This window comes from Klebsiella quasipneumoniae subsp. quasipneumoniae (assembly GCF_020525925.1).
Taxonomy (GTDB): domain Bacteria; phylum Pseudomonadota; class Gammaproteobacteria; order Enterobacterales; family Enterobacteriaceae; genus Klebsiella; species Klebsiella quasipneumoniae.
The window spans coordinates 1,547,366-1,573,309 of record NZ_CP084876.1; the positions used below are offsets into that span (position 1 = coordinate 1,547,366).

Annotated in this window: 16 protein-coding genes and 1 tRNA gene; 9 read left to right on the forward strand and 8 right to left on the reverse strand. The window is 58.1% G+C overall.

Annotated elements, in window-relative coordinates; genetic code table 11:
- Positions 1 to 94: 94 nt before the first annotated feature.
- Positions 95 to 2,380, reverse strand: a complete 2,286-nt coding sequence (gene nrdA, locus LGM20_RS07645; RefSeq protein WP_032453556.1) for a class 1a ribonucleoside-diphosphate reductase subunit alpha — start codon at positions 2,378 to 2,380, stop codon at positions 95 to 97.
- 344 nt (positions 2,381 to 2,724) lie between these two features.
- Positions 2,725 to 3,453, reverse strand: coding sequence for a bifunctional 2-polyprenyl-6-hydroxyphenol methylase/3-demethylubiquinol 3-O-methyltransferase UbiG (gene ubiG, locus LGM20_RS07650; RefSeq protein WP_044524245.1), 729 nt, complete (start codon positions 3,451 to 3,453; stop codon positions 2,725 to 2,727).
- 146 nt (positions 3,454 to 3,599) lie between these two features.
- Between ubiG and gyrA the strand changes: the two genes are divergently transcribed.
- Together gyrA and rcsC are read left to right on the forward strand one after the other, a co-directional pair.
- Complete coding sequence (gene gyrA, locus LGM20_RS07655; RefSeq protein WP_004201688.1) at positions 3,600 to 6,233, forward strand: DNA topoisomerase (ATP-hydrolyzing) subunit A; 2,634 nt, start codon at positions 3,600 to 3,602, stop codon at positions 6,231 to 6,233.
- Between the two features lie 131 nt (positions 6,234 to 6,364).
- Entirely contained in the window at positions 6,365 to 9,205 is a 2,841-nt protein-coding gene (gene rcsC / locus LGM20_RS07660; protein WP_023290484.1) for a two-component system sensor histidine kinase RcsC, read from the forward strand.
- Positions 9,206 to 9,249: 44 nt separating this feature from the next.
- On the opposite strand, the gene rcsB is transcribed toward rcsC, so the two are convergent.
- Positions 9,250 to 9,900 (reverse strand): response regulator transcription factor RcsB, encoded by a 651-nt coding sequence (gene rcsB / locus LGM20_RS07665; protein WP_002913007.1) that lies wholly within the window; start codon positions 9,898 to 9,900, stop codon positions 9,250 to 9,252.
- Positions 9,901 to 9,915: 15 nt separating this feature from the next.
- Entirely contained in the window at positions 9,916 to 12,573 is a 2,658-nt protein-coding gene (gene rcsD / locus LGM20_RS07670) for a phosphotransferase RcsD (RefSeq protein WP_044524244.1), read from the reverse strand.
- Positions 12,574 to 13,345: 772 nt separating this feature from the next.
- Here rcsD and ompK36 point away from each other — a divergent pair.
- The 6 genes from ompK36 (at position 13,346) to mgtE (ending at position 20,688) form a co-directional block, all read left to right on the forward strand.
- A complete protein-coding gene (ompK36, locus tag LGM20_RS07675; protein ID WP_044524243.1) occupies positions 13,346 to 14,437 on the forward strand; it encodes a porin OmpK36 in 1,092 nt (363 codons plus the stop codon).
- A gap of 103 nt (positions 14,438 to 14,540) precedes the next feature.
- The gene (gene apbE, locus LGM20_RS07680; protein ID WP_044524242.1) at positions 14,541 to 15,593 is read left to right on the forward strand and encodes an FAD:protein FMN transferase ApbE; all 1,053 of its coding nucleotides are present in this window, start codon (positions 14,541 to 14,543) and stop codon (positions 15,591 to 15,593) included.
- A 73-nt stretch (positions 15,594 to 15,666) separates the two neighbouring features.
- Positions 15,667 to 16,731 (forward strand): bifunctional DNA-binding transcriptional regulator/O6-methylguanine-DNA methyltransferase Ada, encoded by a 1,065-nt coding sequence (ada, locus tag LGM20_RS07685; RefSeq protein WP_044524240.1) that lies wholly within the window; start codon positions 15,667 to 15,669, stop codon positions 16,729 to 16,731.
- Complete coding sequence (gene alkB, locus LGM20_RS07690; RefSeq protein WP_044524239.1) at positions 16,731 to 17,384, forward strand: DNA oxidative demethylase AlkB; 654 nt, start codon at positions 16,731 to 16,733, stop codon at positions 17,382 to 17,384. The genes ada and alkB overlap by 1 nt, the downstream gene beginning before the upstream one ends.
- Positions 17,385 to 17,458: 74 nt before the next feature.
- Complete coding sequence (locus LGM20_RS07695) at positions 17,459 to 19,102, forward strand: multidrug ABC transporter permease/ATP-binding protein (protein WP_044524238.1); 1,644 nt, start codon at positions 17,459 to 17,461, stop codon at positions 19,100 to 19,102.
- 149 nt (positions 19,103 to 19,251) lie between these two features.
- Entirely contained in the window at positions 19,252 to 20,688 is a 1,437-nt protein-coding gene (gene mgtE / locus LGM20_RS07700) for a magnesium transporter (protein ID WP_023290477.1), read from the forward strand.
- Here the strand turns inward: mgtE and LGM20_RS07705 are convergent.
- A complete protein-coding gene (locus LGM20_RS07705) occupies positions 20,651 to 21,889 on the reverse strand; it encodes a SulP family inorganic anion transporter (protein ID WP_023290476.1) in 1,239 nt (412 codons plus the stop codon). The two genes, mgtE and LGM20_RS07705, sit on opposite strands and share 38 nt — an antisense overlap.
- A 281-nt stretch (positions 21,890 to 22,170) precedes the next feature.
- Here LGM20_RS07705 and mqo point away from each other — a divergent pair, with 281 nt between their 5' ends.
- The gene (gene mqo, locus LGM20_RS07710) at positions 22,171 to 23,805 is read left to right on the forward strand and encodes a malate dehydrogenase (quinone) (protein ID WP_032453547.1); all 1,635 of its coding nucleotides are present in this window, start codon (positions 22,171 to 22,173) and stop codon (positions 23,803 to 23,805) included.
- Positions 23,806 to 23,860: 55 nt separating this feature from the next.
- On the opposite strand, the gene eco is transcribed toward mqo, so the two are convergent.
- The 3 genes from eco to LGM20_RS07725 form a co-directional block, all read right to left on the reverse strand.
- A complete protein-coding gene (gene eco / locus LGM20_RS07715) occupies positions 23,861 to 24,352 on the reverse strand; it encodes a serine protease inhibitor ecotin (protein WP_023290474.1) in 492 nt (163 codons plus the stop codon).
- A gap of 174 nt (positions 24,353 to 24,526) precedes the next feature.
- Positions 24,527 to 25,636 (reverse strand): AI-2E family transporter, encoded by a 1,110-nt coding sequence (locus LGM20_RS07720; protein WP_032453546.1) that lies wholly within the window; start codon positions 25,634 to 25,636, stop codon positions 24,527 to 24,529.
- A gap of 187 nt (positions 25,637 to 25,823) precedes the next feature.
- Positions 25,824 to 25,900: transfer RNA gene (locus tag LGM20_RS07725), tRNA-Pro, on the reverse strand.
- Positions 25,901 to 25,944: the final 44 nt, after the last annotated feature.

A 25,944-nucleotide genomic window follows, 5' to 3' on the forward strand; every position in this document is an offset into this window, starting at 1 on the left:
AGTCCTGTTGAACTGTATTGCCCGGCGGCGATGCGTTGGCCGGGCCTACAAAATCGTAGGCCGGGTAAGCGTAGCGCCACCCGGCAAAAATACCTTAGATCTTACAAGCGCCGCTTTCGCAGCCGTCGTCCTGGATGGACGGGGCCAGGTCATCCTGAGCGTCTTCAGCGCCATCACGGGTGTTGTGATAGTACAGCGTTTTGACGCCGAATTTATAGGCGTTGAGCAGGTCTTTCAGCAACTGCTGCATCGGCACTTTTCCGGAAGGGAAGCGCGTCGGATCGTAGTTGGTATTCGCAGAGATCGACTGGTCGATAAACTTCTGCATGATACCCACCAGCTGCAGGTAGCCGTCGTTGTTCGGCATTTCCCACAGCAGTTCGTAGGCGTTCTGCAGGTTTTCGTAGTCCGGCACCACCTGGCGCAGGATCCCATCCTTCGACGCTTTGATACTCACGTGGCCGCGCGGCGGCTCGATGCCGTTGGTGGCGTTGGAGATCTGCGACGAGGTCTCGGACGGCATCAGCGCGGAGAGCGTGGAGTTACGCAGGCCGTGGGTTTTGATGGACGCGCGAAGCGCTTCCCAGTCGTAGTGCAGGGACTCGCTGACGATGCCGTCCAGGTCTTTTTTATAGGTATCGATCGGCAGGATACCCTGCGCATAGGTGGTTTCGTTGAACCACGGGCAAGCGCCCTGTTCGATAGCCAGTTCGTTGGAGGCCTTCAGCAGGTAGTACTGAATCGCTTCGAACGTTTTGTGGGTCAGGTTGTTGGCGCTGCCGTCGGAGTAGCGTTTGCCATGCTTCGCCAGATAGTAAGCGAAGTTGATCACGCCGATGCCCAGCGTACGGCGGCCCATCGCGCCGCGTTTGGCGGCCGGGATGGGGTAATCCTGATAGTCGAGCAGCGCGTCCAGGGCACGCACCGCCAGCACCGCCAGCTCTTCCAGCTCGTCGAGGCTGTCGATAGCCCCGAGGTTGAAGGCCGACAGGGTGCACAGCGCGATTTCGCCGTTTTCGTCGTTGACGTCTTCCAGCGGTTTAGTCGGCAGGGCGATCTCCAGGCACAGGTTAGACTGGCGCACCGGGGCGACCACCGGATCGAACGGGCTGTGGGTGTTGCAGTGGTCGACGTTCTGGATGTAGATGCGGCCGGTGGAGGCGCGCTCCTGCATCATCAGCGAGAACAGCTCAACCGCTTTAATGCGCTGCTTGCGAATGCTGTCGTCCTGCTCGTACTGGGTGTACAGGCGCTCAAATTCGTCCTGATCGGCGAAGAAAGCGTCATACAGGCCCGGGACGTCGGAAGGGCTGAACAGGGTAATGTCGCCGCCCTTCAGCAGACGGGTGTACATCAGCTTGTTGATCTGCACCCCGTAGTCCATGTGACGAACGCGGTTGGCGTCGGTCCCGCGGTTGTTTTTCAGCACCAGCAGGCTTTCCACTTCCAGATGCCACATTGGGTAGAAGAGGGTCGCCGCGCCGCCGCGTACGCCGCCCTGCGAGCAGGACTTCACCGCGGTCTGGAAATGTTTGTAGAACGGAATGCAGCCGGTGTGGAAGGCTTCGCCGCCGCGGATCGGGCTGCCCAGCGCGCGAATGCGGCCGGCGTTGATGCCGATGCCGGCGCGCTGGGAAACGTATTTCACAATCGCGCTGGAGGTAGCGTTGATGGAGTCCAGGCTGTCGCCGCACTCGATCAGCACGCAGGAGCTGAACTGACGGGTTGGGGTACGCACGCCGGACATGATCGGCGTCGGCAGCGAGATTTTAAAGGTCGACACCGCGTCGTAGAAACGCTTGATGTAGTCCAGACGCGTTTCGCGCGGGTAGTTAGAGAACAGGCAGGCAGCCACCAGAATATAGAGGAACTGCGCGCTCTCATAAATTTCGCCGGTGACGCGGTTTTGTACCAGATACTTGCCTTCCAGCTGCTTAACGGCAGCGTAGGAGAAGTTCATGTCGCGCCAGTGGTCGAGGAAACCGTCCATCTGCTGGAACTCTTCTTCCGTGTAGTCTTCCAGCAGATGATGATCGTATTTACCCTTCTCGACCATCTTCACCACGTGATCGTAAAGCGCCGGCGGCTCAAACTGGCCGAAGGCTTTTTTACGCAAATGGAAAATCGCCAGACGCGCGGCGAGGTACTGGTAATCCGGCGCCTCGCGGGAGATCAGATCCGCAGCGGCTTTGATAATGGTTTCGTGGATGTCCGCGGTTTTAATGCCGTCATAGAACTGGATATGCGAGCGCAGCTCTACCTGGGAAATCGAAACGTTATTCAGTCCTTCTGCCGCCCAATCCAGTACGCGATGGATTTTGTCGAGATTGATGCGCTCGGTGGTTCCGTCGCGCTTTGTCACCAGCAGACTCTGATTCATGTGGATTTTACCTGTCCGTGAAAGAAAATATCCCCCGTTTATCCACAGAAGGCCGTTGTGACTAACTCTGTGGATAAATACTATATGTAGGGGGTTGTCGATAAAAGGAACGCTATATGGTGAGTATTTTAGTAAGGAATCTTTTGAGTACAAGGGTTGATTTTGACGTTAAATTGAGGTTGCGGAAGGGTAATAATCCGCAAGTCCACGTCGCATAAGGCCTGGAGAAGAAGTCAATAAAACAGAAAAAAAAATGAAAATTTGATCGAGTGCTGATTTCTTCATCGGAAGAAATAATCACGCGGCTTGATGCCGCGCAATCATCATAAGCGCAGGTGCTGACGTCACGCTTTTTTGGCGCTGGTATGCAACATATAGTTAACATCAACCCCCGGCGCCAACTTGAAGGTGTTGGTCAACGGATTGTAATGCAGGCCGATGATATGCTGCTCTTTCAGAGAAGTCTGATCTACCCAGCCCAGCAGTTCGGCCGGCTTGATAAACTTTTTCACATCATGAGTGCCTTTGGGCACCATCTTCATGACATATTCCGCGCCGACCACCGCCATCAGCCACGCTTTACCGTTACGGTTGATGGTGGAGAAGAAGACCTGGCCGCCAGGCTTCACCAGCCGCGCGCAGGCGCGGACGACCGACTGTGGGTCAGGGACGTGCTCCAGCATCTCCATGCAGGTGACGACGTCATACTGCTGCGGATGCTTCGCGGCATGTTCTTCAACCGTTTCCTGAACATACTCCACCTGAATTCCGCTCTCCAGGGCGTGCAGTTTCGCCACCTGCAGCGGCTCGGCGCCCATGTCCAGCCCGGTGACCGTCGCGCCTTCGCGCGCCATGCTCTCGGCGAGGATGCCGCCGCCGCAGCCGACATCGAGGACTTTTTTACCGAACAGGCCGCCAGAGCGTTCGGCGATATAGCCCAGCCGCAGGGGGTTAATGCGGTGGAGCGGTTTGAACTCGCCCTCCAGATCCCACCAGCGCGAGGCGACGGCTTCGAATTTGGCGATTTCAGCATGATCGACGTTAGGGGCTACCGACGTTTTTTCGGCATTCATGGGCGCTTTTACTCCTTTTCTGTTCAGACCTGCGAGTATATCAGCAGCGCGCCATGAATAAACCGTATTGCTTTACCTCTCTTAGCGCGGCTGTGTTATAATTTGCGACCTTTGAATCCGGGATACAGTAGAGGGATAGCGGTTAGATGAGCGACCTTGCGAGAGAAATTACACCGGTCAACATTGAGGAAGAGCTTAAGAACTCTTATCTGGATTATGCGATGTCGGTCATTGTTGGCCGTGCGCTGCCGGATGTCCGAGATGGCCTGAAGCCGGTACACCGTCGCGTACTTTACGCCATGAACGTATTGGGCAATGACTGGAACAAAGCCTATAAAAAATCAGCCCGTGTCGTTGGTGACGTAATCGGTAAATACCACCCGCACGGCGACTCCGCGGTATACGACACCATCGTGCGTATGGCGCAGCCGTTCTCGCTGCGTTACATGCTGGTGGACGGGCAGGGTAACTTTGGTTCCATCGACGGCGACTCCGCCGCGGCGATGCGTTATACCGAAATTCGTCTGGCGAAAATCGCTCATGAGCTGATGGCCGATCTTGAAAAAGAGACGGTCGATTTCGTTGACAACTATGACGGCACGGAGCGTATTCCGGACGTCATGCCGACCAAAATTCCTAACCTGCTGGTAAACGGCGCCTCCGGGATCGCCGTCGGGATGGCCACCAACATACCGCCGCATAACCTGACGGAAGTGATCAACGGCTGTCTGGCCTATGTCGACGATGAAGACATCAGCATTGAAGGGCTGATGGCGCATATTCCTGGCCCTGATTTCCCGACCGCCGCCATTATCAACGGCCGTCGCGGTATTGAAGAGGCCTACCGCACCGGTCGCGGTAAAGTCTACATCCGCGCGCGCGCGGAAGTGGAAGTGGACGCGAAATCCGGCCGCGAAACCATCATCGTGCATGAAATTCCCTATCAGGTGAACAAAGCGCGCCTGATTGAGAAAATCGCCGAGCTGGTAAAAGAAAAACGCGTGGAAGGCATCAGCGCGCTGCGTGACGAGTCTGATAAAGACGGGATGCGCATCGTGATTGAAGTGAAGCGCGACGCGGTAGGGGAAGTGGTGCTCAACAACCTCTATTCCCAGACCCAGCTGCAGGTCTCCTTCGGCATCAACATGGTTGCGCTGCACCATGGCCAGCCGAAGATCATGAACCTGAAAGACATCATCGCCGCCTTCGTGCGCCACCGCCGCGAAGTGGTGACCCGTCGCACCATTTTCGAGCTGCGTAAAGCCCGTGACCGCGCGCATATCCTCGAAGCGCTGGCCGTGGCGCTGGCCAATATCGACCCGATTATCGAACTGATCCGTCGCGCGCCGACCCCGGCTGAAGCGAAAGCGGCGCTGGTTGCCCAGGCGTGGGATCTCGGTAACGTCGCGGCGATGCTGGAGCGTGCCGGTGATGACGCCGCGCGTCCGGAATGGCTGGAGCCCGAGTTCGGCGTGCGCGAGGGTAAATACTACCTGACCGAGCAGCAGGCCCAGGCGATTCTGGATCTGCGTCTGCAGAAACTGACCGGCCTTGAGCATGAAAAACTGCTCGACGAATATAAAGAGCTGCTGGAGCAGATCGCGGAACTGCTGCACATCCTCGGCAGCGCCGACCGTCTGATGGAAGTGATTCGCGAAGAGCTGGAGCTGATCCGCGACCAGTTCGGCGACGAACGTCGTACCGAAATCACCGCCAACAGCGCTGATATCAACATCGAAGATCTGATCAACCAGGAAGACGTGGTGGTCACCCTGTCGCATCAGGGCTATGTGAAGTATCAGCCGCTGACCGACTACGAAGCACAGCGTCGTGGCGGTAAAGGCAAATCGGCAGCGCGCATTAAAGAAGAAGACTTTATTGACCGCCTGCTGGTGGCCAACACCCATGACACCATCCTCTGCTTCTCAAGCCGCGGTCGTCTGTACTGGATGAAGGTCTATCAGCTGCCGGAGGCCAGCCGCGGCGCGCGCGGTCGTCCGATCGTCAACCTGCTGCCGCTGGAAGCCGATGAGCGTATCACCGCTATCCTGCCGGTCCGCGAGTATGAAGAGGGCGTCAACGTCTTTATGGCCACCGCCAGCGGTACCGTGAAGAAAACCGCGCTGACCGAGTTCAGTCGTCCGCGTTCCGCCGGCATTATCGCGGTGAACCTGAACGAAGGCGATGAGCTGATCGGCGTCGATCTGACCTCTGGTCAGGACGAAGTGATGCTGTTCTCCGCGGCCGGCAAGGTCGTGCGCTTCAAAGAAGATGCCGTTCGCGCCATGGGCCGTACCGCCACCGGCGTACGCGGCATTAAGCTGGCGGAAAACGACAGCGTCGTCTCGCTGATTATTCCGCGCGGCGAAGGCGCGATCCTGACGGTGACGCAAAACGGTTACGGTAAACGTACCGCCGCGGCTGAGTATCCGACCAAGTCGCGTGCCACCCAGGGCGTTATCTCGATCAAAGTCACCGAGCGTAACGGTTCCGTGGTCGGCGCCGTACAGGTGGATGATTGCGATCAGATCATGATGATCACCGACGCCGGGACGCTGGTGCGTACCCGCGTTTCCGAAGTGAGCATCGTGGGCCGTAACACCCAGGGCGTGATCCTCATCCGCACCGCGGAAGATGAAAACGTGGTGGGGCTGCAGCGCGTCGCTGAGCCGGTAGACGACGAAGAACTGGACGCCATCGACGGTAGCGCGGCGGAAGGCGATGACGATATCGCCCCGGAAGCGGATACCGATGACGACATCGCCGAAGACGAAGAGTAATCGTCCCAGGTAAATGTTCTGAAAGGGCCGGGTATTCTCCCGGCCCTTTTTGCATTAACATTGCGGCAAAGCCGGTTTACCGCTACTTTAACCCCATTCTGTTGAGTCCCTGACGGCCGAGCATCGCCACATTGAAATATCTTGCCTCTTTTCACACAACCCTGAAGGTTTCACGTTATCTGTTCAGAGCGCTGGCGGTATTGCTGTGGCTGCTGATTGCGTTTGTCTCTGTATTTTATATCGTCAACGCGCTCCACGAGCGGGAAGCCGAGATCCATCAGGAGCTCAATCTCAACGCCGATCAGGCCCAGCGCTACATTCAGCGTACGGCGGATGTGATTAAAGAGCTGAAGTACGTCGCCGGTAACCGGCTGTCGGCAGGGGATGCGGTAGCGCAAGGGCAAAGCGGCGATATTGCGATCCCCAGCTTTGAACCCCTGTATCCTGACTCCGACTGCAGCGCGATGAGTAGCGCCTGGCGTAATTCGCTCCAATCGCTGGCGTGGTTTATGCGCTACTGGCGGGATAATTTTACCGCCGCCTACGACCTTAACCGTATCTTTCTCATCGGCAGCGATAATCTCTGTATGGCCAACTTTGGCCTGCGTGACGTGCCGATTGAGCGCGATCAGGCGCTGAAAGTCCTGCATCAACGCATTGAGCAATACCGCAATGCGCCGCAAAACGAGCGCGGCAACAACCTGTTCTGGATAAGCCAGGGCATGCGCCCCGGGGTGGGCTATTTTTACGCCCTGACGCCGATCTATATGGCCAATCGCCTGCAGGCGATGCTCGGCGTTGAGCAGACCATCCGCATGGAAAGCTTCTTTACGCCGGGCAGCCTGCCGATGAGCGTGACTATCTTCGACGATAACGGCCAGCCGCTGATCTCCCTGGCCGGCGCGGAAAGCAAAATCCAGAGCGAAGCGAAATGGATGCAGGAGCGAATGTGGTTTGGCTACAGCGCGGGTTTCCGCGAGCTGGTGCTGAAGAAAAGCCTCGCGCCGTCCTCCCTGAGCATCGTCTATTCCGTCTCGGTAGACCAGGTGCTGGAGCGGATCCGTATGCTGATCATCAACGCCATCGTTCTCAATATCCTCAGCGGCGCGATGCTGTTTGCGCTGGCGCGGATGTATGAGCGGCGCATTTTTATCCCTGCGGAAAATGACGCTCAGCGGCTGGAAGAGCATGAGCAGTTCAACCGCAAAATCGTGGCCTCCGCCCCGGTGGGGATCTGTATTCTGCGCACCCTCGACGGGACCAACATTCTCAGTAACGAGCTGGCGCACAACTATCTGAACATGCTGACCCATGAGGACCGCCAGCGGCTGACGCAGATCATCTGCGGCCAGCAGGTCAACTTTGTCGATGTGCTGACCAGCAACCATACCAACCTGCAGATTAGCTTTGTCCACTCGCGCTATCGCAACGAAAACGTGGCGATTTGCGTGCTGGTGGACGTTTCCGCCCGCGTGAAAATGGAAGAGTCGCTGCAGGAGATGGCCCAGGCGGCGGAGCAGGCCAGCCAGTCGAAATCGATGTTCCTTGCCACCGTCAGCCATGAGCTGCGTACTCCGCTGTATGGCATCATCGGCAACCTCGATCTGCTGCAGACCAAAGCGTTGCCGAAGGGCGTCGATCGCCTGGTGACGGCGATGAACAACTCCTCAAGCCTGCTGTTGAAAATCATCAGCGATATTCTCGATTTCTCCAAAATCGAGTCCGAGCAGTTGAAGATCGAGCCGCGGGAATTTTCCCCGCGCGAGGTCATGAACCATATCTCCGCCAACTATCTGCCGCTGGTGGTGCGCAAGCAGCTGGGTCTGTACTGCTTTATCGAACCGGACGTTCCGGAACAGATGTCCGGTGACCCGATGCGCCTGCAGCAGGTGATCTCCAACCTGCTGAGCAATGCGATCAAGTTCACCGACACCGGCTGCATTATCCTGCACGTCCAGTGCGCGGGGGATTATCTGCAGATTAGCGTCCGCGACACCGGGGAGGGGATCCCGGCGAAAGAGGTATTGCGCCTCTTCGACCCCTTCTTCCAGGTGGGGACCGGCGTGCAGCGCAACTTCCAGGGCACCGGCCTTGGCCTGGCGATCTGTGAAAAACTGATCAGCATGATGGATGGCGATATCGCCGTGGAAACGGAGCCGGGAATGGGCAGCCGCTTTACCATCCGCATCCCGCTGTATGGCGTGCAGAACACGCCGCAGATGACGGCGAACGGTTTCGCTGGCAAGACCTGCTGGCTGGCCATCCACAACACCTCGCTGGCGATGTTCGTCACCTCGCTGCTCAGCTATCACGGCCTTACGGTACGTCGTCATGCCGGAGAAACCCCGGACGCCGAGGATGTCTTACTCACTGACGATGAAGCGCTGAGCGGCTGGCAGGGAAGGGCGATGGTCATCTTCTGCCGTCGTCATATCGGTATTCCGCAGGAACGGGCCGCCGGCGAGTGGCTGCATAGCGTGACGACGCCGCATGAACTGCTGCCACTGTTGGGGCGTATTTTCCACGTCGCGCTGGCCAGTGCGGACAATAGCCGGGCGTTGATGGCGCCGGAGGCGCAGGCCGGCAATAACGACGACATGATGATCCTCGTGGTCGACGATCATCCGATCAACCGGCGCCTGCTGGCGGATCAGCTGGGATCGCTCGGCTACCAGTGCGTGACCGCGAACGACGGGGTCGACGCGCTCAACGTCCTCAGCAAGCAGCACATCGATATCGTGCTCAGCGACGTCAACATGCCTAATATGGATGGTTATCGCCTGACGCAGCGCATTCGTCAGCTTGGCCTGACGCTGCCGGTGATTGGCGTCACGGCCAATGCCCTGGCGGAAGAGAAGCAGCGCTGTCTGGAATCGGGGATGGACAGCTGTCTGTCCAAGCCGGTGACGCTTGACGTGCTGAAGCAAACGCTGACGGTATATGCGGCGCGGGTACGTAAAGGGCGGGAATAACGGGGAACTCCGTCTCGCCGGGGCGAGACGGAGAGAGCGTAGGATTACTCTTTGTCCGTCGCGCTCAGCGAGACGGAGGAGAGGTAGTTCAGCAGGGCGATGTCGTTTTCGACGCCCAGCTTCATCATCGCCGACTTTTTCTGGCTACTGATGGTTTTGATGCTGCGGTTAAGCTTTTTGGCGATCTCGGTCACCAGGAAGCCTTCGGCGAACAGACGCAGCACTTCGCTCTCTTTCGGCGACAGGCGTTTATCGCCATAGCCGCTGGCGCTGATTTTTTCCAGCAGACGAGAGACGCTTTCCGGGGTGAATTTCTTCCCTTTCTGCAGCGCGGCCAGCGCTTTTGGCAGATCGGTCGGCGCCCCCTGCTTGAGGACGATCCCTTCGATATCCAGATCCAGCACCGCGCTGAGGATCGCCGGGTTGTTGTTCATGGTCAGAACAATGATCGACAGATCCGGGAAGTGGCGCTTGATGTATTTAATCAGCGTGATCCCGTCGCCGTATTTATCACCGGGCATGGACAGATCGGTGATCAGCACATGGGCGTCCAGCTTCGGAAGATTGTTAATAAGGGCCGTGGAGTCTTCAAACTCGCCAACGACGTTCACCCACTCAATTTGCTCAAGTGACTTACGAATACCGAACAGTACGATCGGATGGTCATCGGCAATAATTACGTTCATAGTGTTCATGTATAAGGCTACCTTCTACAGCAAGCTCTTGACGTAAGCGTCAATGTCGCTGATATATTTTTCTATGCCTTGCGCATCCTTTTCGCGAATCAGATGCTCAAGCGTTTCACATAACTGTTTGCCGGGTATCAGATTAAGCATAGCAAATGCCCCTTTGAGGCGGTGGGCGGTTTGTGCCAGAGCAGCAAAATCGCCCGCTTCGATTTCAGTATACAATCTCTGAACATCATCCGGTACCGTATCGGCAAACAGTGCGTAATAGCCGCTGGCATGGAGTTCGGCGTTACTCTCGTTTCCTGAGGTGGCGGGCTGAACCGCCTCCTCCGCCAGCTGCTGCTCAATAAGCTGCAGGATAGCCTCCTGCATCGCCGTGCTAATATTAAAGTTGACCCGCAGTTGGCCCGGGCCGATTTTGCGTATCCCAACCTCATCATCGCTTAAAAGCAAGCCCGAAGCAGTAAGATTAGACGGATTATCCGTTAAATACAGATCGAACGCTTGACTTGTCGCCCGATCGTCCGGCGTGATGCAGGACGCCCCCCAGCTCTCCAGCTGGCGGGTGACAATCCGCCGCACTTCGCTGGAGGTCACATCCAGCAGGACGATAACGTCATCCAGCAGATGTTCTCCCGCCTCTGGCGCCTCTTCGCTGGCCGGCATTTTCAGATGCAGGCTATAGCGAGTCCCCAGCGACTCTCGCGCTTTGATGGTCAACTGCCCGCCCAGCTTGCGCGTCATGCGGTCACATAACCAGAAGGTGAGGGCGTTCGCTTTGCCGTACAGATCGCTCTGGGTCTCATTGAGATACGGGAAGTGCATATTGTCGATCTCGTTAGCCGAGACCCCGTTGCCGGTATCGAGAATGCGGAAGGTCAGGCGATCGCTGGCCGACTCTTCCTGGCAGACGTCGAGGGTGATCTTGCCGATCGGCGTGGTGGTGACGGAATACTGGATCAGCAGCACCAGCGTGCGCCGCAGCGCTTCACGGTCGCCATAGCGTTGCTCGCCGGCAGGCAGCGCGTTATTGATAAGCAACTGCAGCCCCTTGCGCTTCATCGCCGGCAGCACCTCCGGTACGACGTCGTCGATCAGCTCCTGCACCGAGAACAGCGACTGGCTGGTTTTCCAGGCATCGCTTTCCAGCAGGTTAGCCAGCTGAATGTCATCGATCAGTGTGACCAGCTCATCGGCATGCTGCGCCAGCGTCAGGTTCTCCGCGCCGTCGAGCGCCGCTGCCTCGGCCGCCAGGTTCAGGGCGGGCTGCTTCAGGGCGCTGCCGATATGCTGCATAAAGGCCGCCCGGCCCTGCTGGTTTTTCTCATACAAGCGCTGGGCCTGTTTGAGCTTTTTATTGACCAGCACTTCGCGGTCCTGGTCTCGGATAATCAGGATCTGCGTGCGCGGCGCTACCTGGCTGCGATACTGGCGGATCTCATACTGTTCGTTGTTGACGGTGGCCTGGATCACCCCCTGATGCTGATCCGCCATGTTGGTGATGTTCTGCAGGTTCAGGTGCGGAAGCAGATGGTCGGCAATCGGGTTGCTGATCACCGTTCGGTTGGCTTCCTGATCGTGGACGAGCAGACCCAGCGGCAGCAAAGACACAATTTCTTCATTAATGGCGCGCAGTAAACGCAGTTCGCTATTGGCGGCGGAGGGGAGCCCGGCGCCCGAGGCGCTGCTGCGTCCTTTATAATGCCGAAAGGCGGTGAAACCGAACAGGGCCAGCGCCAGCAGGCCAATGTTAAGCAGCAGCGGCAGAAGAATGTTCTGCAGGGACTCCAGCAGCATGGTGCTCATCGGGACCGTCCACAGCACCTGCATACCGGTGGTGCTGATGTCGGTGGCGATGTCAATCTGCATGCCGTTGAAGGTGATCCCGATATGATCGCTAGCCTCTTTCTCGGGGCTGGCGGCAACATTTTGCGAGGGATCAGGCTCGATACGGAAGCTGTCCAGCGCCATGCCCGGCGGGATCAGATCGTTAATCGGCAGGTCGAAGGCGACCACTGTCGCCAGGTGTCCTGGCTGATTGAAGGTAGTACGTAACGTAAAGTAGTGCGCGTTCTGCCAGGCAAGATGGCGCAGCGGCGAGAAGGTCTCGCGCTCATCAAGGGTATTGGCCTGCAGCAGCATTTCCGCGCGCCGTGATTCCACCACGCTGCTGATGGTTGACTCTTTAAAGCTTGAGGAGAGGTCCTTCAACGGCAGGGTGGAGATGAGAATCAGGCTATTATCCAGACCATTGAGATAGTACATCGACCACGGAATGGTCTCCGCGCCCCACAAAATATCCAGATAATCGGACATTTTCTGCGTCATCTCGAGGGTCGAGCTGTCGTGGGAGCCAAAGATCAGGGCTTCGGTTTTACGTCGGGGCTTCTCCAGATAGTACACGTCCTGCTTTAAACGCGTCTCCTGCAGGCCGCCGCTGGCGGTGTTGGAAGAGGTGGCGGCGATATTGTCGTAGATTTGCCAGGTGGCATAGCGCCAGGTATCAATGCGCTGGTGCAGGGCATGAGAGACATCAACCACCTGATAGCTCTTCTCTTTCAGCCAGGCATTGACGGCGCTTTGAATCATCACCCCCATCGTCGCCAGCAGGACAATAACCATCAAAATGAAGAAGCGGCTGATGTTGCCGGGGATCAGAGAGAATTTTTTCGGGGTCATCTTGTGGCTGAACGACTCATCATTGTTTGTAAACAGGATGTAGCGCCAGAGTAACTGGCAACAAAGCAGATGCTGCAGGCAGTATAAAGGCTAATGGCGTAAATCCATACTACAGATTGGCGCCAGCGGCGCGATACCGCCCAGGAATTATCTTAGAAACGAAGCGTAAATGAAACCGCGTCCGCAAGGCTGACAGCTAACGATATTGGCAGAAACAAAAGCGAAGAATCGCACGAAATAACAAGACATTGGCAGAATAAGCACGAAAGGCGGCCTAATTGATTGATTAATAGTCGTTAGGGAATCATTGGCTGTAGCACAGATAAATTAAAGTTGTGTAAAGAAGGGTAAAAAAAACCGGATGCGAGGCATCCGGTTGAAATAGGGGTAAACAGACATTCAGAACTGAATGACGGTAATAAATAAAGTTAATGATGATAGCGACTCTTATTTTAGTCACCAATGATCATTTTGTTTTACCATTCAGTGCTATAGGCTTGGTTTTGTATATCATATTGATTTTGAATGGCTAAATAATTTTTTTGATTATTAGTGCGTATTTCCCTGGCCATTTTGGGGTGAAAAAAAGTTCCGCTGCATTTACAAATTGAAACATCTTGTGGGAACTTTGAAACATCTTAGAAGTTTTAGTATCATATTCTTGTTGGATTATTCTGCATTTTGCAGCACAATGAAATAGCCGACTGATTAGAAGGGTAATCAGTAAGCAGTGGCATAATAAAAGGCATATAACAAACAGAGGGTTAATAACATGAAAGTTAAAGTACTGTCCCTCCTGGTACCGGCTCTGCTGGTAGCAGGCGCAGCAAATGCGGCTGAAATTTATAACAAAGACGGCAACAAATTAGACCTGTACGGTAAAATTGACGGTCTGCACTACTTCTCTGACGACAAGAGCGTCGACGGCGACCAGACCTACATGCGTGTAGGCGTAAAAGGCGAAACTCAGATCAACGACCAGCTGACCGGTTACGGCCAGTGGGAATACAACGTTCAGGCGAACAACACTGAAAGCTCCAGCGATCAGGCATGGACTCGTCTGGCATTCGCCGGTCTGAAATTTGGCGACGCGGGCTCTTTCGACTACGGTCGTAACTACGGCGTAGTATACGACGTAACGTCCTGGACCGACGTTCTGCCGGAATTCGGCGGCGACACCTACGGTTCTGACAACTTCCTGCAGTCCCGTGCTAACGGCGTTGCAACCTACCGTAACTCTGACTTCTTCGGTCTGGTTGACGGCCTGAACTTTGCTCTGCAGTACCAGGGTAAAAACGGCAGCGTCAGCGGCGAAGGCGCGACCAACAACGGTCGTGGCGCTCAGAAACAGAACGGTGACGGCTTCGGTACCTCTGTAACTTATGACATCTTTGATGGCATCAGCGCTGGTTTCGCGTACTCTCACTCTAAACGTACCGACGATCAGAACAACCTGGTTCTGGGTAACGGCGACAACGCTGAAACCTACACCGGCGGTCTGAAATACGACGCGAACAACATCTACCTGGCCACTCAGTACACCCAGACCTACAACGCGACCCGCGCTGGTTCTCTGGGCTTTGCTAACAAAGCGCAGAACTTCGAAGTGGTTGCTCAGTACCAGTTCGACTTCGGTCTGCGTCCGTCCGTCGCTTACCTGCAGTCTAAAGGTAAGGATCTGGAAGGCTACGGCGACCAGGACATCCTGAAATATGTTGACGTGGGCGCGACCTACTACTTCAACAAAAACATGTCCACCTATGTTGACTACAAAATCAACCTGCTGGACGACAACAGCTTCACCCGCAACGCCGGTGTTTCTACCGACGACGTGGTTGCCCTGGGCCTGGTTTACCAGTTCTAAGTTGCAAACTGCATAACAAAAAGGCGCCTCTGGCGCCTTTTTTTATGTCTGGTTTAACCTCGCTGGTATACTCTTGTCGCCCTGGTAAGAGGAGCCTCGATTAATGGATATGACTTTCTTTCGCGCCGCGCTGTTGGGCGCCTGCGTACTGTTCTCTGGCTGCGATTCAGCCACCACTCCCGCGACACCCGCCTCAACGGCCACCGTACTGGATGGTAAAACGATGGGCACCTTCTGGCGGGTCAGCGTTATCGGCGTGGATGAGGCAAAGGCCCAGGCGCTGCGCGCCAAGGTTCAGGCCCAGCTGGACGCCGACGATCGCCTGCTGTCGACCTGGAAAAACGACTCGGCGCTGATGCGTTTCAACCACGCGGCGGATACCCGGCCCTGGCCGGTGAGCGAAGCGATGGCGGACATCGTGACCCTGTCGCTGCGGATTGGCGCCAAAACGGACGGCGCGATGGACATCACCGTGGGGCCGCTGGTCAATCTGTGGGGCTTTGGCCCGGATAAACAGCCGGTCGCCACCCCGGATGCGCAGGCGATCGCCGCGGCGAAAGCGCGCATCGGCCTGCAGCATCTGCAGGTTATCAATCAGAGCGGCAGGCAGTTCCTGCAAAAAGATATTCCCGATCTGTTTGTCGACCTCTCCACCGTGGGGGAAGGCTATGCCGCCGACCACCTTGCGCGCTTGATGGAGCAGGAGGGGATCTCCCGCTATCTGGTGTCGGTGGGCGGGGCGCTGGTCAGCCGCGGGATGAATGGCGAAGGCAAGCCCTGGCGGGTGGCGATCCAGAAACCGACCGACCGGGAAAACGCCGTTCAGGCGATTGTCGACATCAATGGCCACGGCATCAGCACCTCCGGCAGCTATCGCAACTACTATGAACTCGACGGGAAACGTATCTCACACGTCATCGACCCGCAGACCGGGCAGCCGATAACCCATAAGCTGGTCTCGGTGACCGTTATTGCGCCAACGGCGCTGGAGGCGGACGGCTGGGATACCGGGCTGATGGTGCTGGGGCCGGAAAAAGCGCAGCAGGTGGTGCGCGAGCAAGGGCTGGCAGTCTACATGATCGTCAAAGAGGGGGAGGGCTTTAAAACCTGGATGTCGCCGCAGTTCCGTACCTTCCTCGTCGGCGAAAAAAATTAAAAAGCAAGATTGCGGGTTTTTTGCGGCGGGCTTTACCGCAGACTGAGGATACACTTACAGCAGGAGACCCGTGATGAAACCGATAGTTGCCGATACTGATGACCGCCGCTGGCAGGCGGTCTGCGAGCGTGATACCCGGGCCGATGGTCAGTTCGTCTTTGCGGTACTGACCACCGGCATCTGCTGCCGTCCCTCCTGCCGCTCGCGGCGCGCGCGGCGGGAAAACGTGCGCTTTTTTGCTGACGTCGCTGCTGCCGTGGCGGCGGGATTCCGCCCCTGCAAACGCTGCCAGCCGGATAAAGCCTGCCCGCAGCAGCAAAGGATCGATAAAGTGGCGCAGGCCTGTCGCTTGCTGGAGCAGGAGGCGCCCCTGACCCTCGAGGCGCTGGCGCGCGAGCTGGCGGTCAGCCCGTTTCATTTCCACCGTTTATTCAAATCCGTGACCGGTATGACCCCCAAAGCCTGGCAGCAGGCGTGGCGCGCGCGACGCCTGCGCGAGGCGCTGGAGCAGGGGAAACCGGTGACCCGCGCCGCGCTGGCGGCCGGCTTCCCCGACAGCAGCAGCTATTATCGCCAGGCCGATGCCGCCTTAGGGATGACCGCCAGCCAGTTTCGCCGCGGCGGCGCCGCCACCGTGGTGACCTGGACGACGGGCGACTGCGCGCTGGGCCGCTGCCTGGTGGCGCAAAGCGAGCGCGGCGTCTGCGCCGTGCTGCCGGGTGATAACGATGCTGCATTGCTCGACGATCTGCGCCAGCGCTTTCCCCGCGCCGAGTTGCGCCAGGGCGACCCTGAGTTTCGTCGTCAGATGGCGGAGATTTTCGCCCACCTCGACGACAGCCGGCGGCCGGTGTCGCTGCCGCTGGATCTGCAGGGCACCGCGTTCCAGCTGCAGGTCTGGCAGGCGCTGCGGCAGATCCCGGCGGGTGAGACCCGCAGCTACCGCCAGGTGGCGGAGCATATTGGCCAGCCGCGGGCGGTAAGAGCCGTGGCCGGCGCCTGCGCGGCGAATTCGCTGGCGGTGATCGTTCCCTGCCATCGGGTGGTGCGTGAGAATGGCGCGCTGTCCGGTTATCGCTGGGGAACCGCGCGAAAAGCGCAGCTGCTGGCGCGCGAGGCGCAACGAGAGGAGGAGTAATGCTCGATCTGTTTAGCGATACCCCGCCGTGGCAGGAGCCGCTGGCCCCCGGCGCGGTGGTCCTTCGGCGCTTTGCCCGCGAGCACGCTCCGGGGCTGCTGCAGGCGATTGCCGACGTCGCCCGTCAGTCGCCGTTTCGCCAGATGGTCACGCCGGGCGGGTACACCATGTCGGTGGCGATGACCAACTGCGGCCGGCTGGGCTGGACCACCGATCGCCACGGCTACCTCTACGCCCCGGTCGACCCGGTAACTCATCACACCTGGCCGCCGATGCCGGCCGTATTCCGTGAACTGGCGCTGGCGGCAGCCGTGGCCGGCGGCTATCCGGACTTTTCCCCCGACGCCTGTCTGATTAACCGCTACCAGCCCGGCGCAAAGCTGTCGTTGCATCAGGATAAAGATGAACAGGATCTGCGGGCGCCGATCGTCTCGGTCTCGCTGGGGGTGCCGGCCATCTTTCAGTTTGGCGGGTTGCAGCGCAGCGACCCGCTGCAGCGGCTGCTGCTGGAGCATGGCGATGTGGTGGTCTGGGGCGGGGAGTCGCGCCTGTTTTATCATGGCGTTCAGCCGCTGAAAGCGGGCCATCATCCCGAGACCGGAGACTGTCGATATAACCTCACCTTTCGGCAGGCGGGCCGTCCCGGCGATTAAAATAAGAATTATTCTTGATGTCACCGGCGAGCCGTTTAAACTGCTGGCTGTTTTGCTTTTCCGGATAGCCTGTTATGGAACTTCTTTCTCTCGTCTGGCGCCAGTATCGCTGGCCGTTTCTGGGCGTTATTGCCCTCAGCCTGCTCAGCGCCGCGCTGGGTATCGGCTTAATCGCCTTTATTAACCTGCGCCTGATCGCCACTGTCGATACCTCGCTGCGGGTGCTGCCGGAATTTCTTGGCCTGCTGGGGCTGTTGATGGCGGTGACCCTGGGCTCGCAGCTGGCGTTGACCACCCTCGGCCACCATTTTGTTTATCGCCTGCGCGGCGAGTTTGTGAAACGCATCCTCGATACCCAGATTGAACAGGTGGAGAAGATCGGCGGCGCGTCGCTGCTTGCCGGGCTGACCAGCGATATCCGCAATATTACCATCGCCTTTGTACGCCTCCCTGAGCTGGTGCAGGGGATCATTCTCACCTTCGGCTCCGCCGCTTATCTGGCCTGGCTGTCAGGAAAAATGATGCTGGTGACGGCCCTGTGGATGGCGCTCACCATTTGGGGCGGTTTTGTGCTGGTGTCGCGGGTCTACAGACATATGGCCAGCCTGCGCGAAACGGAAGATAAGCTCTATCACGACTACCAGACGGTGCTGGAAGGGCGCAAAGAGCTGACCCTCAACCGCGAGCGCGCGGAATATGTGTTTAATCAGCTCTACCTCCCGGACGCCCGTGAGTACCGGCACCACATCGTTCGCGCCGATACCTTCCATCTCAGCGCGGTCAACTGGTCGAATATTATGATGCTTGGCGCCATCGGGCTGGTGTTCTGGATGGCCAACAGCCTCGGCTGGGCCGATACCGCCGTGGCGGCGACCTACTCCCTGACGCTGCTGTTTTTGCGCACGCCGCTGCTCTCCGCCGTCGGCGCGCTGCCCACGCTGCTGAGCGCCCAGGTGGCATTCAACAAGCTGCGCCAGTTCTCCCTCGCCCCTTACCGGGCCGATTTCCCCCGGCCGCAGCCGCAGGCTGACTGGCAGACGCTGGAGCTGCGCGATGTCACTTTCCATTATCCGGACCATCGCTTTGCGGTAGGGCCGCTTAATCTGACGCTAAAACGCGGCGAACTGGTGTTTCTGATCGGCGGCAACGGCAGCGGCAAGTCAACCCTGGCGATGCTCCTGACCGGCCTGTATCAGCCGGTTTCCGGTCAGATTCTGGTGGACGGCCAGCCGCTGGCGGCGGATAAACCGGAGGCGTACCGCAAACTGTTCTCCGCCGTGTTTACCGACGTCTGGCTGTTCGACCGTCTGCTCGGGCCGCAGGGCGAGGAGGCCGATCCGGCGCTGGTGGCAACGTGGCTGGAGCGTCTGCAAATGGCCCATAAGCTGCAGCTGGAAAACGGTAAGATCGGCGACCTGCGGCTGTCGAAAGGGCAGAAGAAGCGCGTGGCGCTCCTGCTGGCGCTGGCCGAGTCCCGGGATATCATTCTGCTGGATGAATGGGCGGCGGATCAGGATCCGCATTTCCGCCGCGAGTTCTATCAGGTCCTGCTGCCGTTGATGAAGCAGATGGGGAAAACCGTGTTCGCCATCAGCCATGACGATCACTACTTCCAGCACGCCGATCGCCTGCTGGAGATGCGTGCCGGGCAGCTGTCAGAGCTCACCGGCGAAGAGCGGGCGCAGGCCTCCCGCGATGCGGTGGCCCGCACGGCCTGATTCACGCTGCGCGCCCGGGGAAAGCCCGGGCGCCGCTGAAATTTTCAGCGTCTACATTGCTGACGGTTATTATTTCCCCCTCCTCGCGCTATGCTTAAGGCTTCCGGCCCGCAGGCCGGCTCACTATTCTCAAAAGGATTGCCCGACCGATGTCCGTTTTGCATAAAAAAAGCGCCCGCTTGCGTGACGAAGAGCGCGCCCGTCTGATTTGGCTGTTGAGCACCGATAAAGCGGTGACCTCTGCGCTGCTGGGCAAACTGACGCTGGCAGAACGTTACGATGAAGGTACGCTCGCCGATGACCTGGCCGAAGTGGAAATCCTGGTCTCGCATCTGCCGCCGCCGGATCTCGCCGATGCGCTGGAAGCGCTCCCCTATGACGCCCGCACCGCGCTGTGGTGCCAGGTGCCCGACGATAAACGCGGCGAAGTGCTGCTGGAAGCCTCAGAAAACGTCTGGGGCGACCTCATCGATAAGATGAGCGACCACGAGCTGCTGCAGGCGATGCAGCCGCTGGATATCGATGAACAGGTTTACCTGCTGCAGCATCTGCCGCGCAACCTGACCGGACGGTTGCTGGCGACCCTGCCGGCCGAGAAGCGCGCCCGTATTCGCCAGATCATGCGCTACGCCGACAACAGCGTCGGGTCGATCATGGAGTTTGAGGTCATTACGGTGCGGCCGGAGGCCACCCTGGCGGCGGTCCAGCGCTATTTGCGGCGTCTCGGTAAAATGCCGGAGAACACCGACAAACTGTTTGTCACCACCCGCAATAAGCTGCTGCTCGGCGAGCTGGAGCTGCAGACCATTCTGCTTAACGATGCGCAGAAGCGGGTGGGGGAGGTGATGGAGGGCGATCCGGTCACCTTTCAGCCGCACGAAGAGGCGGAGAAGGTGGCGCGCACCTTCGAACGTGATGACTTGCTCAGCGCCGCCGTTATCGATGCCGATGGTAAGCTGATCGGCCGTCTGACCATCGATGAGATCGTCGATGTGGTCTATGAAGAGACCGACAACGATCTGCGGCGGATGGGCGGTCTGAGCGATGAAGAAGATGTCTTCGCCCCGGTCAGCAAGGCGGTGAAAACGCGCTGGGCGTGGCTGGCGGTCAACCTGTGTACGGCGTTTATCGCTTCCAGGGTCATCGACGGCTTCGAACACACCATTTCTCAGCTGGTGGCGCTGGCCTCGCTGATGCCGATCGTCGCCGGGATCGGCGGCAATACCGGCAACCAGACGATCACCATGATCGTCCGGGCGATGGCGCTGCAGCAGATCCAGCCCGGCAGCTTTACCTTCCTGATCCTGCGTGAAATGGGCGTTGCGCTGATTAATGGCCTGGTGTGGGGCGGGATCATGGGGGGCATCACCTGGTGGCTGTATGACGATCCGCAGCTTGGCGGAGTGATGACGCTGGCCATGATGCTCAACCTGCTGATGGCGGCGATGATGGGCGTCATCATCCCGATGGTCATGGTGAAGCTGGGGCGCGATCCGGCGGTCGGCTCCAGCGTGATGATCACCGCTATCACCGACACCGGCGGCTTCTTTATTTTTCTGGGGCTGGCGACGCTGTTTCTGATGTAGCCTGCGCTTTTGCCCGCAGGCGGCGGGGGATGATCGCCATCGCGACGATCCCCGCCAGCACGCCAATCGCCAGATTGCTGGTTCCCACCGTCGCGGCGACGGTCACCAGCATCACCAGCGTTTCCGGCCACGGATTGCGCGCCAGCTCGCCCGGGCGAATGCTGTGCCAGCTAAAGGTCTTCACCGCCACGATCACCATCACCCCGGCCAGGACCGCCATCGGGATCTTCGCCATCACCTGGCTGAGCGCTGTCACCAGCAGGAGCAGCACCAGACCGGCTATCGCCGTAGAGAGACGGCTGCGGGCTTTGCCCATTTCCACGTTAACGATGGTCTGGCCGATCATCGCGCAGCCCGCGATACCGCCATAACAGCCGGCGAGGATGTTGGCGATACCCAGCCCGGCGCTCTCCCGCGATTTATTCGACGGCGTATGGGTCAGGTCATCCACCAGCTTAGCCGTCAGCAAAGACTCCATCAGGCCGACAAAGGCGATGCTGAGGGCGCACGGCCAGATAATCTGCAGCGTGGCAAGATTGAGGGGAACGGTCAGGGCGGTGAATCCCGGCAGGCCGCCGCTCATCGAGCCTTCATCGCCGACGGTCGGCAGCAGCTGGCCGGTGGTGACGGTATAGAGAGTGAGCGCGACGATGGCGATCAGCGGCGCCGGGATAGCCTTAATAAAGCGCGGCGCCCACAGGACGATAAGCAGCGTCAGGACAAACAGGCCGACGATGAGCGGCTGGCGGCTCCAGAAGTGCGGCACCTGGGCAAAGAAAATCAGGATCCCGAGGGCGTTGACGAACCCGGTCATCACCGCCGGGGGGATAAAGCGCATCAGGCGCGCCATGCCGCACAGACCAAACAAAATTTGAATAATACCCGCCAGAATGACGGCTGGCAGAATGTAACCCACGCCGTGCTGATGCACCATCGGGCCAATGACCAGCGCTACTGAGCCCGCGGCCGCGGTGACCATCGCCGGGCGTCCGCCGAGTAGCGACATCGCCAGACAGAGCACCACGGAAGCAATCAGGCTCACCTGTGGGTCAACGCCGGCGATGACAGAAAACGAAATCACTTCCGGGATTAACGCCAGGGCGGTGAGCACGCCGGCCAGGGCTTCGCGCGTCAGCAGCGACGGAGAACGGAGGATGGTGCGCAGGTTGCCGGAAGCGGCGGAGTCAGAAACTGGAGGCATAAAAAAAGTTCGCAGCTTATAAAAAAAGGAGGAGCGGTGTCAGACCCAGCTTCCGTGCGGTCTGTCACAAAACCAGGGATGATAGCGCGGAATCTACCAGCGCACCAGTACAAAAAGTGATTTGCTGTATACATTTATTAAACATTTTTATAACGGATCTCAAAACAGAACTTAAAATTTAAACAATATTTAAATTTTTGAGCTTCGGTGGTAACGTGAGGGGTGAGAATCGTATCACCTGCGCTAAATAAAAACAGCGAGTAAAGTAAGGCTCAAATCCGATGAATAAAAAGATGGCCGTACCACGCTCACAGGCGGTTGGTCCCAACAGCACTCGGACCAACACCCGCCATGAGCAAGAGACGGATGTATTGTTGATTGGCGGCGGCATTATGAGCGCCACACTGGGAACCTGGCTGCAGGAGCTTGAGCCAGACTGGTCTATTACCATGGTTGAGCAGATGTCCAGCGTGGCGGAAGAGAGCTCAAACGGGTGGAACAATGCGGGGACCGGCCACGCGGCGCTGATGGAGCTGAACTACACGCCGCAGACCGCCAACGGCATCAATATCGACAAAGCGGTCGACATCAACGAAGCCTTCCACATCTCGCGTCAGTTCTGGGCGCATCAGGTGACGCGCGGCGTCCTGAACAAACCAAAATCATTCATTAACAGCGTGCCGCACATGAGCTTTGTGTGGGGCGAAGATAACGTCAACTTCCTGCGCGCGCGCTATGCGGCGCTGCAGCAGAGTGAACTGTTCCGCGGCATTCGTTACTCTGAAGACCATCAGCAGATCAAAGCCTGGGCGCCGCTGGTGATGGAAGGTCGCGACCCGCTGCAAAAAGTGGCCGCCACCCGTACGGAAGTGGGAACCGACGTCAACTATGGCGAAATCACCCGCCAGCTGATCGCCAGCCTGCAAAAGCATGATAATTTCTCCCTCCAGTTGGGCACCGTGGTACGTCGCTTCAAGCGCAACGCCGACAAGAGCTGGACGGTCACCCTCGCGGATGCCGACAACCGTCGTCAGAAGCGGGTTATCAAAGCCAAATTTATCTTTATCGGCGCCGGCGGCGCGGCGCTGACCCTGCTGCAGGAAACCGGCATTCCACAGGCCAAAGAGTATGCGGGCTTCCCGGTCGGCGGCCAGTTCCTGGTCTGCGAAAATCCGGAGGTGGTAAACCACCATCTGGCGAAGGTTTACGGCCAGGCCGAAGTGGGCGCGCCGCCGATGTCGGTGCCGCACATCGATACCCGTATTATCGACGGTAAACGCGTGGTGCTGTTCGGGCCGTTCGCGACCTTCTCGACCCGCTTCCTGAAGAACGGTTCGCTGTGGGATCTGCTGGCCTCGACCAATACCTCGAATATCCTGCCGATGCTCAACGTCGGCCTGGACAACTTCGATCTGGTGAAATATCTGATTAGCCAGGTGATGCAGAAAGATAAAGATCGTCTGGCCGCGCTGTGCGAATACTATCCGGAAGCGCGGAAAGAGGACTGGCGGTTGTGGCAGGCCGGTCAGCGCGTGCAGATCATCAAGCGCGATGCGAAGAAGGGCGGGGTACTCCGCCTGGGCACCGAAGTGGTCAGCGATGACGAAGGCACCGTCGCGGCGCTGCTCGGCGCATCGCCAGGCGCCTCCACCGCGGCGCCTATCATGCTGCAGCTGATGGAAAAAGTGTTTAAGGACAAAGTTAATTCGCCGGAATGGCAGGCCAGGCTGAAGGCGATCATCCCGACCTACGGTATTCGCCTTGATGGCAACCCGGCGGAGATTGAGAAAGCGCTGGCGTGGACCAGTGAAGTGCTGGAGCTGAAATATGAGCCAGCCGCCGCGATGGATGAAGCCCCGCAGGCGGAGCTGAAGCCGCTGAGCGGCGGCAAGCCGATAGCGGATATCGCGCTCTGACAAAAACGGCAGCCTGCGGGCTGCCGTTTTTTTATTGCCGTTTTAATGGCGCGCCTTAGCGGACCTCGGCGTTACCGATAGTCTCCTCCGCGCGCCAGATGCGATATTTCACATCGACATTGGTCGGCGTGTAGACGACGATCGGCAGCTTGCTGTTGTAGCGCAGCATGGCGTCATCGCCGAGGCCGGCAGTCACAAATTTCTTCGTTTTCTTGCCGTCCGGGCAGGCCATCATGGTGGATACCGGGCCGCTCAGCTTATCAAAAACATAGTAGTCATAACCCCAGCCTTCCAGGGTTTTGCTTTCCAGCTCCCCGCCAAGACGATGGTGGTTGCAGTCAACTTCCAGCGTCTGGCCGATCATCAGCTCAACCTTCAGCGCCGATTCATCCTGCTGCTGCGGCAGCTGAATAACCTGACGCTTCATGCCTTTTTCCGCTTTCGGGAACGGCGCGACTTTTTCCAGCGGCTGGTCTGCGGCCAGGGCGCCGGCAGACATGCAGGCGGCGGTCAGCAGAGAAACGGCTAGCGTAGTGATTTTTTTCACGGTTGATCATCCTTTATTTTCGTTCCTGACAGAGATAGCCTATCATCACTTTGCTAAATGTTAAGATTTATTTACCATTTTTTGCAAAATGAATAGTGTTATCTACTGGTAAGATGTCGGCCGCGCAGAGCGCAACAGGGGCGCTGGCAGGCCGCCAGAGGCCTGCCGGTGAAATTATTCATTACGGCTATTTTTCGCTTCCTCAATAAATTCTTCATCGATTTCATCAGTGTTGCCAGCGTGTTCCCGCCCCGACAGCAAATTCCAGCAGGCGATAAACAAGGCGGCGATCAGCGGGCCGATAACAAAGCCGTTAATACCGTAGATCTCCATGCCGCCGAGGGTGGCGATCAGGATCAGGTAGTCCGGCATTTTGGTATCCTTGCCCACCAGCAGCGGACGCAGAATGTTGTCCACCAGGCCAATCACAATGACAAAGAAGCCGACAATAAAGGCGCCCTGCCACAGCTGGCCGGTGGCAAACAGGTAAATCGCCGCCGGCACCCAGATAATGGCCGAGCCTACCGCCGGGATAAGCGACAGGAACGCCATCAGCGCGCCCCAGAGAATGCTGCCGTCCAGACCGGCGATCCAGAAGGCAAAGCCGCCCAGCGCCCCCTGCGCCAGCGCCACGGCGACGGTGCCTTTTACCGTGGCGCGAGCCACCGCGGCGAACTTAGCGAACAGGTGCTGCTTCACGTAGCTGGATAACGGCAGAGATTCGAGGATCAACAGCACCAGGTGAGGGCCATCCTTCAGCAGGAAGAACAGCAGGTAGAGCATAATGCCGAAGCTGACGGTGAAGCCAAAGGTGCCTTTACCAATCAGAAACGCGCTGCCGGCCAGATACTGGCCGCCTTTCAGGGCGACATCGGAGAGCTGCTGCTGGATCTGCTGCGCGCTATCCAGGTTATGTTCGGCGAGGAAGCTTCTGGCCCAGCCGGGGAGGTGGGCGATCAGGCTGGCGACCACCGTCGGGAACTGGGTATCGTTATGCTGCAGTTTGCTGTACACCACGTTCAGCTCGTAGGCCAGTGACGACAGGATAATCGCCAGCGGCGTGAACACGATAAGGCAGATAATGACGATGGTCATCAGCGCCGCAAGGCCGTTACGTTCGCCGAGGCGGGTGCGCATCTTGTTTTTGACCGGATTGAAAATCACCGCGAGGATGGCGGCCCAGAGGATGGCGGAATAATAGGGTGAGAGAACATCAAAAAAGGCCAGGGTTACAATGAAGACGATAAGGATGAAAAATCCTTTGGTAAGTCCATTAACTCTCATGTCATCCGCTCCTGCTTATGAGTCATACGGTCGAATAATAGATGCTACGACGTAATTTACCATCAGGATAGTCGTACTCTATACGCTGTGGCGCGGAAAGGGCACAAATTCAACGAGCTGAGGTGAACAGGCGTAAAAGAGGGGCATAAAAAAACCAGCCTTAAAAGGCTGGTTTCTCAGGGATTTTTGGTCGGCACGAGAGGATTTGAACCTCCGACCCCCGACACCCCATGACGGTGCGCTACCAGGCTGCGCTACGTGCCGACGCGTGGGGAACAATATTACCCGTTCCCCAGGCGAATGCAAGC

Coding starts and splice junctions, on each gene's coding strand:
- nrdA (WP_032453556.1), bottom strand. CDS start 2,380: ATGAATCAGAGTCTGCTGGTGACAAAGCGCGACGGAACCACCGAGCGC.
- ubiG (WP_044524245.1), bottom strand. CDS start 3,453: ATGAATGCCGAAAAAACGTCGGTAGCCCCTAACGTCGATCATGCTGAA.
- gyrA (WP_004201688.1), top strand. CDS start 3,600: ATGAGCGACCTTGCGAGAGAAATTACACCGGTCAACATTGAGGAAGAG.
- rcsB (WP_002913007.1), bottom strand. CDS start 9,900: ATGAACACTATGAACGTAATTATTGCCGATGACCATCCGATCGTACTG.
- rcsD (WP_044524244.1), bottom strand. CDS start 12,573: ATGACCCCGAAAAAATTCTCTCTGATCCCCGGCAACATCAGCCGCTTC.
- ompK36 (WP_044524243.1), top strand. CDS start 13,346: ATGAAAGTTAAAGTACTGTCCCTCCTGGTACCGGCTCTGCTGGTAGCA.
- apbE (WP_044524242.1), top strand. CDS start 14,541: ATGGATATGACTTTCTTTCGCGCCGCGCTGTTGGGCGCCTGCGTACTG.
- ada (WP_044524240.1), top strand. CDS start 15,667: ATGAAACCGATAGTTGCCGATACTGATGACCGCCGCTGGCAGGCGGTC.
- alkB (WP_044524239.1), top strand. CDS start 16,731: ATGCTCGATCTGTTTAGCGATACCCCGCCGTGGCAGGAGCCGCTGGCC.
- LGM20_RS07695 (WP_044524238.1), top strand. CDS start 17,459: ATGGAACTTCTTTCTCTCGTCTGGCGCCAGTATCGCTGGCCGTTTCTG.
- mgtE (WP_023290477.1), top strand. CDS start 19,252: ATGTCCGTTTTGCATAAAAAAAGCGCCCGCTTGCGTGACGAAGAGCGC.
- LGM20_RS07705 (WP_023290476.1), bottom strand. CDS start 21,889: ATGCCTCCAGTTTCTGACTCCGCCGCTTCCGGCAACCTGCGCACCATC.
- mqo (WP_032453547.1), top strand. CDS start 22,171: ATGAATAAAAAGATGGCCGTACCACGCTCACAGGCGGTTGGTCCCAAC.
- LGM20_RS07720 (WP_032453546.1), bottom strand. CDS start 25,636: ATGAGAGTTAATGGACTTACCAAAGGATTTTTCATCCTTATCGTCTTC.